15 protein-coding genes are annotated in these 13796 nt (G+C 44.0%); all 15 read left to right on the top strand.

Annotation, left to right across the window (positions count from 1 at the left end; translation table 11 throughout):
* Window positions 1-39: 39 nt before the first annotated feature.
* The 15 genes from tilS to V1497_RS00505 all read left to right on the top strand — a co-directional run bounded on the left by tilS (window position 40) and on the right by V1497_RS00505 (window position 13796).
* Window positions 40-1440, top strand: a complete 1401-nt coding sequence (gene tilS, locus V1497_RS00435) for a tRNA lysidine(34) synthetase TilS (RefSeq protein WP_349409080.1) — start codon at window positions 40-42, stop codon at window positions 1438-1440.
* Between the two features lie 15 nt (window positions 1441-1455).
* Window positions 1456-1995 carry a hypoxanthine phosphoribosyltransferase gene (gene hpt, locus V1497_RS00440; RefSeq protein ID WP_349409081.1) on the top strand — a complete coding sequence of 180 codons (540 nt, stop codon included), beginning with the start codon at window positions 1456-1458 and terminating at the stop codon, window positions 1993-1995.
* An 80-nt stretch (window positions 1996-2075) separates the two neighbouring features.
* Window positions 2076-4016, top strand: a complete 1941-nt coding sequence (gene ftsH / locus V1497_RS00445; protein ID WP_349409082.1) for an ATP-dependent zinc metalloprotease FtsH — start codon at window positions 2076-2078, stop codon at window positions 4014-4016.
* 217 nt (window positions 4017-4233) lie between these two features.
* Window positions 4234-5007: a type III pantothenate kinase gene (locus V1497_RS00450; RefSeq protein WP_349409083.1), complete on the top strand. Its 774-nt coding sequence runs from the start codon at window positions 4234-4236 to the stop codon at window positions 5005-5007.
* A 15-nt stretch (window positions 5008-5022) separates the two neighbouring features.
* A complete protein-coding gene (hslO, locus tag V1497_RS00455) occupies window positions 5023-5919 on the top strand; it encodes an Hsp33 family molecular chaperone HslO (protein ID WP_349409084.1) in 897 nt (298 codons plus the stop codon).
* The gene (locus tag V1497_RS00460) at window positions 5916-6812 is read left to right on the top strand and encodes a peptidyl-prolyl cis-trans isomerase (RefSeq protein WP_349409085.1); all 897 of its coding nucleotides are present in this window, start codon (window positions 5916-5918) and stop codon (window positions 6810-6812) included. Before hslO ends, V1497_RS00460 begins: the two co-directional genes overlap by 4 nt.
* Before the next feature lie 77 nt (window positions 6813-6889).
* Window positions 6890-7816 carry a cysteine synthase A gene (cysK, locus tag V1497_RS00465; RefSeq protein WP_349409086.1) on the top strand — a complete coding sequence of 309 codons (927 nt, stop codon included), beginning with the start codon at window positions 6890-6892 and terminating at the stop codon, window positions 7814-7816.
* A gap of 172 nt (window positions 7817-7988) precedes the next feature.
* Window positions 7989-9428 (top strand): aminodeoxychorismate synthase, component I, encoded by a 1440-nt coding sequence (gene pabB / locus V1497_RS00470; protein WP_349409087.1) that lies wholly within the window; start codon window positions 7989-7991, stop codon window positions 9426-9428.
* A gap of 3 nt (window positions 9429-9431) precedes the next feature.
* Window positions 9432-10025, top strand: coding sequence for an aminodeoxychorismate/anthranilate synthase component II (gene pabA, locus V1497_RS00475; protein WP_349409088.1), 594 nt, complete (start codon window positions 9432-9434; stop codon window positions 10023-10025).
* Entirely contained in the window at window positions 10010-10864 is an 855-nt protein-coding gene (gene pabC, locus V1497_RS00480; protein WP_349409089.1) for an aminodeoxychorismate lyase, read from the top strand. The genes pabA and pabC overlap by 16 nt, the downstream gene beginning before the upstream one ends.
* A gap of 417 nt (window positions 10865-11281) precedes the next feature.
* Window positions 11282-12091 (top strand): dihydropteroate synthase, encoded by an 810-nt coding sequence (gene folP / locus V1497_RS00485; protein ID WP_349410712.1) that lies wholly within the window; start codon window positions 11282-11284, stop codon window positions 12089-12091.
* Window positions 12084-12446 (top strand): dihydroneopterin aldolase, encoded by a 363-nt coding sequence (folB, locus tag V1497_RS00490; protein WP_349409090.1) that lies wholly within the window; start codon window positions 12084-12086, stop codon window positions 12444-12446. The genes folP and folB overlap by 8 nt, the downstream gene beginning before the upstream one ends.
* Window positions 12443-12967, top strand: coding sequence for a 2-amino-4-hydroxy-6-hydroxymethyldihydropteridine diphosphokinase (folK, locus tag V1497_RS00495; RefSeq protein ID WP_349409091.1), 525 nt, complete (start codon window positions 12443-12445; stop codon window positions 12965-12967). Before folB ends, folK begins: the two co-directional genes overlap by 4 nt.
* A complete protein-coding gene (locus V1497_RS00500) occupies window positions 12919-13137 on the top strand; it encodes a helix-turn-helix transcriptional regulator (protein WP_349409092.1) in 219 nt (72 codons plus the stop codon). The genes folK and V1497_RS00500 overlap by 49 nt, the downstream gene beginning before the upstream one ends.
* Window positions 13138-13370: 233 nt before the next feature.
* Window positions 13371-13796 (top strand): GreA/GreB family elongation factor, encoded by a 426-nt coding sequence (locus tag V1497_RS00505; RefSeq protein ID WP_349409093.1) that lies wholly within the window; start codon window positions 13371-13373, stop codon window positions 13794-13796.

The following is a 13796-nucleotide window of genomic DNA, read 5'->3' on the forward strand; positions in this document are numbered from 1 at the left end:
AAGAAGAGCATGGATCAATGTATTGAAGGAGAATCCTCCATGCTTGAAGAGGTAGACAAGTTCATTGACCGAAATCAGCTATTGAGAAAGGGGACGACTGTGGTCGTTGGGGTTTCCGGTGGACCGGACTCTATGGCTCTGCTTCATTACCTTTTCCATAAGCAGGATGAATGGCAAATTAAAATCATAGCCGCTCACCTGGATCATATGTTCAGAGGAGAGGAGTCAGAAGAAGACGCGCGGTTCACAGTTGACTATTGTAGAGAGCATCGGATTCAGATCGAGCAAGAACAGAAGAATCTTCCTTTATATATAGAAGAAACTGGCGAATCCCCACAGCATGCTGCCCGTTATGTCCGTTACCGTTTTTTTGAGGAAGTGATGAAAAAGCATCAAGCAGATTACTTAGCTCTTGCCCACCATGGGGACGATCAGGTTGAAACGATGGTGATGAATTTGGTAAGGGGAACAAGCACCAAAGGTCTATCTGGGATTCCATCACGTCGTGCATTTGCATCTGGGGAAATCATCAGACCTTTCCTGACCCTTACGAAGGAACAGATTCTCCACTATTGTAAGGAAGAAAAGATTCCGTATCGGATCGATCCAAGTAACACGGAACTAAAGTACACCCGTAACCGTTTCCGAAAGAGCATTCTTCCTTTTTTCAAGGAAGAGAACCCGCAGGTGCACGAGCGCTTCCAGAATATTAGTGAGCTCCTTGAAGAGGATGAACGTTATTTGAGGGAGCAGGCAAGTGACGAATTAGACAATGTTATTTTGAAAAAGTGTGACAATCAATTGACATTGTCCGTCCATCGCTTTCTTCAAGTGGCAATTCCTTTACAAAGAAGAATGATTCATCTAATATTAAACTATCTTTATAAGACAAGCCAAAATCGTGTTCTGTCTACTCACATCAAGAATTGTTTGGATCTGATCGGTTCAAGCAACCCTTCTGGATCCCTTCATTTACCAGATGGTTTGACCGTTCGACGGAATTATGACGAATGCCTTTTTTCGTTTGAACAGTCGAAAGACAATTCACCTTATACATACACCTTACGCCCGGGTGGGCATTATGAGCTTCCGGTAGGGAATCTCGGGTTTATGGAAGAACAGGGAATTAAAATCGGTAAAAGAGGGAAAAATTACTTAGTGTTTGACACTTCCCAAGTGCAGTTGCCACTCTATGTCAGAACTAGAGAAGCAGGTGACCGCATCCACCCAGCAGGGGTCAAAGGCTCCCGAAAGTTAAAAGATGTTTTCATCGACGCTAAATTACCGAGACATCTTAGAGACATTTGGCCGATTGTTGTTGATTCGACAGGAAAAATCATTTGGATACCAGGTATCAAACATGCCGAACTTCCTGCTGTATCCCCAAATGATGGTGAACGGCTTTATTTATATTTTGAAAATATCACGCATGAGGTCTAGGAGGATTACATACTTATGAGAAATGATATGCAAGAAATCTTGATTTCCGAAGAGGAAATTCAGGTTAAGGTTCATGAGCTTGCAGCACAGCTTTCAGAAGAGTATAAAGACCGATTTCCACTTGTCATCGGTGTTCTGAAAGGCGCTTTACCATTTATGGCGGACTTGGTGAAACGAATGGATATTCACGTCGAGCTTGACTTCATGGATGTATCAAGCTATGGAAATTCAACCGTTTCATCTGGAGAAGTCAAAATAGTAAAGGATTTGAACACTTCGTTGGAGGGTAGAGATGTACTCATCGTTGAGGACATCATTGACAGCGGACTGACCTTGAATTATCTGATCGAGCTGTTCAAGCACCGTAAGGCTAAATCCATCAAGATCGTTACACTTCTGGATAAGCCGTCTGGTCGAAAAGTGGATTTGAAACCTGACACGGCTGGTTTCATCGTCCCTGATGCGTTTGTGGTCGGATATGGTTTGGACTTTGCAGAGCGTTATCGGAACCTTCCATTCATCGGGGTATTGAAGCCTGAAATCTACCAGGATTAGTAAAGCTGAATTGTTGTGAATAAATGAACAGATGTGGTACTATAATTTATGATTTGTTTGAATGCGAGAGGAGGTAAGGGATGAATCGCATCTTTAGAAATACAATCTTTTACTTATTAATATTCCTTGTCGTTGTTGGGATTGTAAGTTTCTTCAATGGCAATAACAATGACGTTAAACAATTAAGATATGATCAATTCATAGATCAGCTAGAAAAAGGTGAAGTTGCGTCTCTCACGATGCAACCGAAGAACCAGGTCTATGTCATTCAAGGAAAAATGAAATCGTATAACGACGAGACAACCTTTACGACGAACATACCACCTACCATGAGTGAGGATGTTCTTGCACAGGTGAAGGATGCGGATGTCGAGATCAAGGAAGCAGAAGGAACGAGCGGATGGGTTACGTTCTTCACTTCCATCATTCCATTTGTCATCATATTCATTTTATTCTTCTTCTTACTTAACCAGGCTCAGGGTGGCGGAAGCCGAGTGATGAACTTCGGTAAGAGTAAAGCGAAGCTCTATAGTGAAGAGAAGAAGAAAGTGACATTTAAAGACGTTGCAGGTGCTGATGAAGAGAAACAAGAGCTCGTTGAGGTCGTTGAGTTCTTGAAAGACCCACGGAAGTTCGCATCGCTTGGTGCCCGTATTCCGAAGGGTGTCCTTCTTGTCGGACCTCCTGGTACAGGTAAAACGTTATTAGCAAGAGCGGTTGCTGGAGAAGCGGGTGTTCCGTTCTTCTCAATCAGTGGTTCAGACTTCGTTGAGATGTTTGTCGGTGTCGGTGCATCACGTGTTCGTGACTTGTTCGAGAATGCGAAGAAGAATGCGCCTTGTATCATCTTCATCGATGAGATTGATGCTGTCGGTCGTCAACGTGGTGCAGGACTTGGCGGTGGACACGATGAACGTGAGCAGACATTGAACCAATTGCTTGTTGAAATGGATGGTTTCAGTGCGAATGAAGGAATCATCATCGTCGCTGCGACAAACCGACCGGATATCCTAGATCCAGCCTTACTCCGTCCAGGACGTTTTGACCGTCAAATTCCAGTCGGACGCCCGGATGTAAAAGGCCGTGAAGCGGTGTTGAAGGTACACGCCCGAAACAAACCTCTCGCTGATGAGGTCGACATGAAGACGATTGCTATGAGAACACCTGGATTCTCTGGTGCAGACCTTGAAAACCTATTGAACGAAGCGGCCCTTGTAGCTGCTCGTCAGAACAAGAAAAAAGTAGACATGGAAGACATCGATGAAGCGACGGACCGTGTCATTGCTGGTCCAGCGAAGAAGAGCCGTGTCATTTCTGATAAGGAAAAGAATATCGTTGCTTACCACGAAGCAGGTCATACGATGATTGGACTTGTGCTCGATAACGCAGAAGTCGTTCACAAAGTGACCATTGTTCCACGTGGCCAAGCGGGTGGATATGCGGTAACACTTCCGAAAGAAGACCGTTACTTCATGACGAAGCCTGAACTGATTGATAAGATCACAGGATTGCTCGGTGGCCGGGTTGCCGAAGAGATCACATTCGGTGAATCCAGTACGGGTGCAAGTAACGACTTCCAGCGTGCGACTGGTATCGCCCGTCGTATGGTAACGGAATTCGGTATGAGTGAAAAGCTTGGACCAATGCAGTTCGGTCAAGGCCAGGGAGGAAATGTATTCCTTGGTAGAGATATTCAGAATGAACAAAACTACAGTGATGCGATTGCGCATGAAATCGATCTTGAAGTTCAGAAGATCATCATGGAAGCTTATAACCGCTGTAAAGAAATTCTTGTTCAAAATCAGGATAAACTCAACCTAATCGCTGAAACATTGAAGGAAGTCGAAACACTTGATAGTGAACAAATTAAATCACTATATGAAAAAGGTGAAATGCCAGAAGGGTATAAGGCACCTAAGAAGAACACTTCTTCTGATGATGACGTGAAAGTCAACATCAATAAGAAGGAAGACTCTACTAATGAGGATTCAAGCGATTCCGATTCGAACAATAATGAATAAAGAATCATGAAATAAGGAAGGATGTCCACAACGGGCATCCTTTTCTTTTCTTGGCTCAGTTAAAGATTGTTGTAGATGTTGAACCTCCTGGCGGACGCCTTGGCTTCTATTTTCGTTCAATATCAACACTTCTACGATACTGTGTTTGTCAATCCATGTTTTCATCGATTGTTTTGTGTTATAACTAAAGAAAATGGTATAGATAGTGGGGATTAGCATGATTCTAGTAATGGATGTAGGGAATACAAATATCGTCCTTGGTGTATATGATGGGGATGAGTTGAAATATCACTGGCGAGTAGGGACAAGCCGTAAAAAATCGGAAGATGAATACGGAATGTTCATCTCCAATTTGTTGACGCATGTAGGGCTCGGTTTCAAGGATATCGATGGCATCATCCTGTCCTCAGTCGTTCCGCCGCTCATGTTTCCGTTGGAGAAAATGTGTGAGAAGTATTTCAACCTCCAACCAATGGTGATTGGACCTGGTATTAAGACAGGCTTGAATATCAAAACAGAAAATCCGAGAGAAGTCGGTGCCGATCGAATTGTTAATGCAGTTGCTGCATTACATGAATACAAAAGTCCGATGATTATTGTCGACTTTGGAACGGCAACGACATATTGTTATATAGATGAACAGAAAAATTATTTAGGTGGAGCGATTTCTCCGGGGATTGGGATATCAACCGAAGCGCTCTATACAAACGCTGCAAAACTACCAAGGATTGAAATTACAAAACCTGATCATGTAGTCGGAAAGAATACAGTAAGTGCGATGCAGGCTGGAATATTCTACGGATATGTCGGTCAAGTGGAAGGGATCGTGCAGCGTATGAAGGATCAAGCGGATAGGGATGCAAAGGTCATTGCTACAGGTGGACTGGCCCATCTTATTGGAGAAGAATCATCGATTATCGATGTTGTTGATCCATTCCTAACCTTAAAAGGTCTACAATTGATTTATCAAAAAAATAAAGATGTACATTAAGAAAGGAGATTCTCCATGTCAGATTATCTAGTCAAAGCATTGGCATTCAACGGAGATATCCGTGCTTTTGCTGTGGATACAACGGAAATGATTAAAGAAGCACAACGCCGCCAAGGAACACTACCGACTGCTTCAGCGGCATTAGGGAGAGCAATGACCGCCTCAACAATGATGGCGTCGATGCTGAAAGGTGAAAAAAACAAATTAACAGTAAAAATAGAAGGTGACGGACCGATTGGTGTCATCATCGTTGATGCAAACATGAACGGAGACACAAGGGGCTATGTTTCGAATCCATTAGTCCACTTTGATTTGAATAAACACGGGAAGCTGGACGTGGCTCGAGCTGTCGGCAGAAATGGACACCTCTCCGTAGTAAAAGACTTAGGTATGCGAGATAAATTCACTGGACAAGTGCCGCTTGTTTCAGGAGAACTAGGAGAAGATTTTACGTATTATTTCGTTTCTTCCGAACAGATTCCTTCCGCAGTAGCAGTTGGGGTATTGGTCAATCCAGATAATACGATTCTAGCTTCCGGCGGATTTGTCATTCAGGTGATGCCAGGTGCTCAGGATGAAATGATCACCTTTATCGAGAAACGACTCGAAAATTTAGATCCGGTGTCCAAAATGATCGAAGCTGGCCACAGTCCTGAACAACTGCTTCACAACGTTCTCGGAGAAGAAAATGTGAAGATATTAGAAACTTCACCCGTTCAATTCAAATGCACATGTTCACGTGAACGTTTTGCAGATGCCATCATCAGTTTAGGTGTAGAGGAGATTGAATCAATGATTCAGGAGGATGGAAAAGCGGACGCGAAATGTCATTTCTGCAATGAATCCTATCATTATACCAAAGAAGATCTTGAGAAATTATTAACGGAAGCACACGAGGAGAACAATGGATGAGGTCAAAGTGGCTGATCGGTGTTAGTGCGTTTCTCTTGATTACCAACATCGGTACGCTCATCTATTTCACCTCGAATGACAAGGGCGACTTTCTCTTGTCCAGTCATGTGGCTGAGGTTGGAGAGGAATCAATTTCCGAACGAGAATGGGTCGAGGTTCTGAAACAACGTTACGGAAAAGAAATACTGACACAAATGATCAACAAAAAGGTTGTTGCTCAACTCGCTGAAAAGCACGAGATACGTGTTTCAGAGAAGGAATTGAAGCGGGAAATCGACCTTTACCATCGCATGGTCGGAGCAGGAGCTGATGCATACGAACATCCTGATATCGATCGGATGAATGATGAAGAGCTGGCAAAAGAAATCGAACATGCCATATTGCTTGAAGAATTGATTACAAAAGATGTCGTCATCAAAGAAGAGGATTTGCGTAAATATTATAAAGAGAATCAACACCTATATGATTTGAAACCACTCTATCACATATCACAAATCGTCGTCCCTACAAAGGATGAGGCAGAGCAAATCATGCAAGAACTAGAAAGTGGCTCGTCTTTCTCCACACTTGCTCGAGAGCGGTCTATCGACGAATTTTCAGCTCCTAGTGGGGGAGCAATGGGTTGGATAGACGTAAACAGTAATTATGTCGATCCTGCTTACTTTGAAGAACTCAGTGATATGGGTAGAGGAGAGTGGAGGGGGCCAATTGAGATCCAACAGGGTTATGGAATCGTTTATCTTCATGACACCAAAGAAGGTACCCGTTACACGTATGAAGAAGTGAAAGGTCAAATCAAAAGGCAAATTGCGATACAACAACTGGGCTCCGATTTCGATCCTAAACAACTCTGGGATGAAGTGGACGTTAGCTGGGAGTACGGGTCGAATTAATTGAATAAAAATTCTGATAATGCTATGATTGTGTACAGTATTCCTATGAAAATACTGAGAATTAGGGAGTGAAAGGTATGAGAGTGGGAAATTCAATTGTAGACCTGATTGGACAAACGCCAGTTGTAAAATTGAATCGGTTAACGGGTGAAGAGGACGCAGACGTTTATTTGAAGCTTGAATTCATGAACCCTGGGAGTAGTGTGAAAGACCGGATCGCCTTTGCGATGGTGGAAGCAGCGGAGAAAGACGGTACGTTGAAAGAAGGCGACACCATCATTGAACCGACAAGCGGAAATACCGGCATCGGGCTCGCAATGGTCGCTGCGGCTAAGGGATACCGTACAATTCTCGTCATGCCAGACACGATGAGTCTAGAACGTCGAAACCTACTTCGTGCTTATGGGGCGGAGCTCATTCTCACTCCTGGACCAGAAGGGATGAAAGGTGCGATAGCTAAAGCAGAAGAGCTTGCTGCTGAAAAAGGTTATTTCATGCCTCAACAATTCAGAAACGAAGCAAACCCTGCCATCCATCGAGATACGACAGGTAAAGAAATCGTTGAACAAATGGGTGATCAGCTTGATGCATTCGTTTCGGGAATCGGCACGGGTGGAACGATAACCGGAGCTGGTGAGGTTTTGAAGGAACACTATCCGAACATCAAGCTTTATGCAGTGGAGCCGAAGGATTCCCCGGTTTTATCAGGTGGAAAGCCAGGTCCACATAAGATCCAAGGAATCGGTGCAGGCTTTGTACCTTCCATATTGAATACATCCCTATATGATGAAGTACTTACCATCACTGCGGATGAGTCCTTTGAGTGTGCAAGAAGAGCGGCAAGAGAGGAAGGTCTTCTTGGAGGAATCTCATCAGGAGCTGCTATCTCAGCTGCACTGAAAGTCGCAAAAGAACTTGGTAAAGGGAAGAAAGTGCTCGCTATTATTCCAAGTAACGGTGAACGTTACTTAAGTACACCTCTTTACCAATTCGAACAGGAATGATGAACACATATACGGAAGAGCTGACGACAATCGTCAGCTCTTTTTTAATTGATTCGGAAGTGTGGATCACTTCACTTGCTGAATGTAAATAAATGGAGGCTGTTTTTACGTGTCATCCCTTCCTTGTTCATGTACAATGAAAGAGGAAAATGAACGTCAGGAGAGGACTTCAATGCATCAGGTCAAAAAATATCGTACTACCAAAACGATAGATCTTAACCAAAAGGACTGGTTTGGAAACTATCGCTCATATATAAAGGATCATACTCATCATGTCCTGTTGGAAAGTGGTCGAGGAGGACGCTATCATTTTATTGGTGCATCTCCCCGTGTCGTCTTAATCGGCAAAGACCGTGAGATGAAAATTGAAGGAGACCCAAGGATTGAAAGAATGGAAGGAGACTTGTTGGAGCTCCTTCAGGACTATTTGCAATCCTATGAGATTGTACACGAAACAGCAATGTCAGCAGACCTTCCGGATTTCAAAGGTGGAGCGATCGGATATATCAGCTATGATATGGCTCGCCAAATTGAAAAGCTACCAGAGCAGACGGAAGATGATATGGACATGCCAGATCTTTATTTCATGATCTTTGAGGATTTCGTTGTCATTGATAAAGAACAAGACAAGCTTACGTTTATCACCCATACCGACGAAATGGAGCCTTTGAAGGCAAATCAAAGGCTTGAAGAGATGGAATCCCGCTGGTTCAGTCCAGTTGCGGAGAAAAAAGTGTCCAAACGTAATGATGCAGATATGCAGTCTGCCACTCCGATGAACTATTCAATGGATGAAGCGGCTTTCAAGCAAGCCGTCGAGCAAGTGCAGGAGTATATTCGAAGTGGTGATGTCTTTCAGGTGAACTTATCTGTTCGACAATCCCAGCCCTTATACGCTGAACCGATTGAGATCTATGAACAACTAAGGGAATTCAACCCATCTCCATATATGGGATATTTCCATACGCCCCAGTTCCAGCTCGTCAACGGTTCACCAGAGCTATTGGTCAAAAAACAAGGAAAACAGGTGAGCACAAGACCGATTGCAGGAACGAGATCACGCGGCAAGTCCGCTGCAGAAGATGAAGCTCTCGCGAAAACCTTGATTGAAAACGAAAAGGAACGTGCAGAGCATGTCATGCTTGTGGATTTGGAGAGGAACGACCTTGGGCGTGTATGCCGTTATGGTACTGTCGACGTGAATGAATTCATGGTCATAGAAAAGTATTCCCATGTGATGCACATCGTTTCAAATGTAAGGGGCGAGCTTGCAGATGACCGTAATACAACGGATTTGATTAAGGCTACCTTCCCTGGTGGTACGATTACAGGTGCACCGAAAGTAAGGACGATGGAAATCATAGAGGAATTAGAGCCTGTCCGAAGAGGCGTATACACAGGATCAATCGGCTGGATCGGCTTCGACGGAGATACTGAACTGAATATCGCCATCCGAACAATGATATGTAAAGGTGGCATGGCCCATGTCCAAGCAGGAGCAGGAATTGTCATCGATTCTGATCCGAAGGCAGAATTCAAGGAAAGTCTGAAGAAAGCAAAAGCATTGTGGCATGCCAAAACCTTAAGTGAACAACCAATGAAGAAGGTGTAGCAAATGATTGTCATGATCGATAACTACGATTCCTTCACGTATAACCTTGTCCAATACCTGGGAGAGCTTGGAGAAGAATTGATCGTGAAACGGAACGATGAAATTACAATTGAAGAGATTGAAAAGCTTGATCCAAGCTATTTGATGATTTCGCCGGGACCGTGCAGTCCGAATGAAGCAGGCATCAGCCTGACTGCAATTGAACATTTCGCTGGCAAAATACCGATATTCGGGGTGTGTCTAGGACATCAATCCATCGCTCAGGTTTTCGGCGGAGATGTAGTTCGTGCAGAACGACTCATGCACGGAAAAACCTCCCCTATCCAACATGATGGGAAGACCATTTTCAAAGGGATGGCGAATGGCCTCACTGCAACACGTTATCATTCATTGATTGTTGATCGAGCGACACTACCTTCTTGCTTTGACATTTCTGCAGAGACAGCTGAAGGTGAAATCATGGCGATCCGTCATAAGACCCTACCGATAGAGGGAGTACAGTTCCACCCGGAATCGATCATGACGGAAAACGGGAAGCAGCTCCTTAAGAATTTCATTGTTGAATATGGACGTGAATTGGTATGTTCATCTACCTGAATGGTGACATTGTAAAGGACAAGGAAGCGGCCATTTCCCCGTTTGATTATGGTTATCTCTATGGGATCGGTTTTTTTGAATCGTTCCGTATTTATGATGGACACCCGTTTTTACTAGATGATCATTTGGATCGTTTGAACAAAGCCTTGCAAGAAGTCCATATAAACCAGCGATTTACTCGTGCATCCATGCAATCCATTATTGAGCGTTTGCTGAACGTAAATGGATGGCAGCATGCAAGCTTTCGATTGAGCGTTACTGCAGGGAAGGGAGAACCCGCCTTAAGGACGCTCGCCTTCGAAGAACCGACGATTCTTGTATACGGAGGTCCCTTGCCTGAAGCGCCGATGGAGTTACAAGAGAAGAAAGCAAGTGTGCTCACCATTCGACGAAACAGCCCTGAAGGAAGTGAAAGGTGGAAATCGCATCACTTCTTGAACAACCTTCTGGCTAAGCAGGAAATCGGAAATCCGGCAGTTGAAGGGATTTTCCTTGACCAATTTGGGCACGTTGCCGAAGGAATAACCTCTAATATTTTCTGGGTGAAAGGGAATACCGTTTATACACCTTCTGTCGATACGGGTATACTAAATGGCATTACTCGTCAATATGTGCTTTCTCTTTGCGAGAAGAGAGGAATTACTGTTGAAATCGGCAGGTACCCTTTATCCGCACTTCTTGAAGCCGAAGAAATTTTCATGACCAATTCGGTCCAGGAAATTACCGGCATCCATGAGGTGGACGGATCGTCGTTTCCTGGGAAAGCTGGACAAATCACGAATGAATTGTTCAAGCATTACACACAAGACCGAAACGAATTATGGACGAGGAACGGATAGAAAGGAATTTGCATTATGAGATACAACCCAATCTTCATCCATCCAAACACTGAAACAGATGCGATGAATGAACTGATGTCTGTTGGAGCGAAAATCGATCGTATGAAAAGGAACCAGCTGATTGAGAGTAAATGGACGATCCGGCTTGAAAGCCTTCCGTTGAAAACGGCATGGCAACTGAAGCAGGTGATGCTCGTAAATGGTCTTGATTGCATCATTTCAGAGGAAGCAGAAGAAATGGAAGAAGACATGACCGATGCGATTGTGGTTGGTCCTTCGAACGGAGTCGAGCTTGCGATTGATCAACTATGTCAACATGAATCAAAGGAAGTGGTCGAAGCTGGACGAGAGCTTCAACACCTGCTGGAAGGCAAGAAGGTTACTCAAAATCCATGGATCATCAATGTACGGGATCGAATGATGGACTTGAACGAACGAACATGGATCATGGGAATCTTGAACGTAACACCAGATTCTTTTTCAGATGGTGGCCATTACAATTCAATCGAACGAGCTGTAGAGCATGCGAAAGAAATGGTCCAAGCAGGGGCGGATATTATTGACATCGGCGGCGAATCAACCCGTCCGGGTGCTGAAAAAGTTACCCTGCAGGAAGAACTGGATCGAGTCATACCAATGATTAAAGCTGTCAGGGCAGCTGTTGACGTTCCAATTTCAATTGATACGTATAAAGCGGAAGTGGCCGACCAAGCCATCCAGGCAGGAGCGGATATTATCAATGATGTATGGGGAGCAAAAGCGGATGCGAAAATGGCAGAGGTCGCAGCTGCACATCAAGTGCCGATCATTCTCATGCACAACCAATCAGACGGAAACTATCACCATCTTATGGCTGACATTGCCAGGGGTCTCAGGGAAAGCGTCGAGATTGTGAAAGATGCTGGCGTTAAAGATGAAAACATCATCCTTGACCCCGGTATAGGTTTTGCGAAGACGTATGAAGATAACCTGGAAGTCATGTCGAGCTTGGATGTCCTGACGAATCTCGGCTATCCCGTCATCCTCGGTACATCCAGGAAATCGTTCATCGGGCGAGTACTGCAAACGGAAGCGGATCAACGGATGGAAGGGACCGGAGCGACGACATGTCTTGGCATTCAGAAAGGCTGTCAGCTTGTCCGCGTGCATGATGTGTTGGAAAACAAACGAATGGCGATGATGATGGATGCGATGTTAATGAAGAAGGGAGCTGTACAGCATGGATAAGATCTATATCGACAATATGCAATTTTACGGTTATCACGGCGTGTACCCTGAAGAGAACAAGCTAGGTCAACGATTCAATGTGGACCTCGTCCTTGAATGTGATTTGACGGAAGCTTCAAAGTCAGACGATATTGAGAGCACTGTTCATTATGGGCAGGCTTATGAATTGACGAAAGAAATCGTTGAAGGAAAGCCTAAGAAGCTCGTTGAGACGATTGCTGAGGATATTGCCCAGGCTTTGCTTGAGAAATTCCCGATCATCCAAGCATGCACTGTCAAAGTCATCAAGCCGGACCCACCGATTCCAGGCCATTATGATGCCGTTGCGATTGAAATAAAGAGGTCCCGTGCATGAAGGATGTTTACTTAGCCCTAGGGTCGAATATCGGTGACCGCAGTTCTTATTTACAGCGGGCTCTTCGAGCGATTGATTCCCTGCCAGGCACTCATGTTGAGAAAACATCATCCATCTATGAAACAGAACCTGTTGGATATACGGATCAAGCAGCCTTTTTGAACATGGTTGCCAAAGTGGAAACGATGGAAACTGCACAAGACCTGCTTGAAAAACTTCAATCCATTGAAAAGGAACTCGATCGTACACGTGAAATACATTGGGGTCCGCGTACGATAGACCTTGACATTTTATTGTATAATCAAGAGAATATACAATCAGAAGACTTAAAAATACCACACCCAAGAATGCTCGAAAGAGGTTTTGTCATGATTCCCCTTTATGAGCTGCAACCAGATTTACATTTTCCACATACGGATGAAAGCTTTACGACAATCATCAACGAAAGAATTGACAAAAAAGGAGTAAACGTATGGAAGCGGAACAATGGGGAAGGCGAATACGGGCTTTTCGAAAATTGAAGGGTTTCACACAAGAAGGGCTCGCTGGGGAAATGAACATATCTGTTTCGGTTCTCGGTGAAATAGAACGTGGCAACCGGATGCCGAATGATGACCTTATCCACAAAGTCACGCAAGCTTTAAATATATCTGTAGAGGAACTCTCTCCAAAGAAAGTTCAAGAACAATAAACATGCTGCATGGTATTTAAAAGGTCTTCCGGAAAAACGCAAAAGTTCATAACACGATCATGGAGCTAGAATCTATCGATGCCATGGAGAAAGTGTTGATGAACGATGTACAAGAATTAGAAGCTAGACAAGAAGCACAAGAAATTCAAGTAGGATAACAGTGTTCACTTAGAGAATACTGTTTACATACCTCTTGGTGTCTACACACAGAAACCTATTTTAGGAGGAAAAGTATGAGCGGTACGATTACCCGACTCACAAGTGGAGGCATCAAGAAGTTAGCTACGGAATTGATTGACTTGTACGAAAGCCGCAATAACCCCCATGCAGTCGTAGCAGAGCTGGCATCTGAAGAGATGTGTTTTTATGATACGCGTATAAAGGAGCTGGAAAAGCTGCTTTATTCTGCCGAACAGTTATCTGAAATGACTGGGGAAGAGGCTATATCCCTCGGATCGAATGTTACGCTCTTCGATCCACACCTAGATGTTACCGAAACCTATAAACTCGTCCACCCGGTTGAATCATCCCCGACATTGAACTATCTTTCGGTTGAATCTATATTAGGGAAGAAGCTGTTGCATAAAAAAACAGGCGATGAAGTATGTCTATCGCTTTATGGGGATACAATTAGATACAATATTTTGGACGTGAACTGA

Source organism: Pseudalkalibacillus sp. SCS-8, from assembly GCF_040126055.1.
In the GTDB taxonomy this organism is placed as follows: Bacteria; Bacillota; Bacilli; order Bacillales; family Fictibacillaceae; genus Pseudalkalibacillus; species Pseudalkalibacillus nanhaiensis.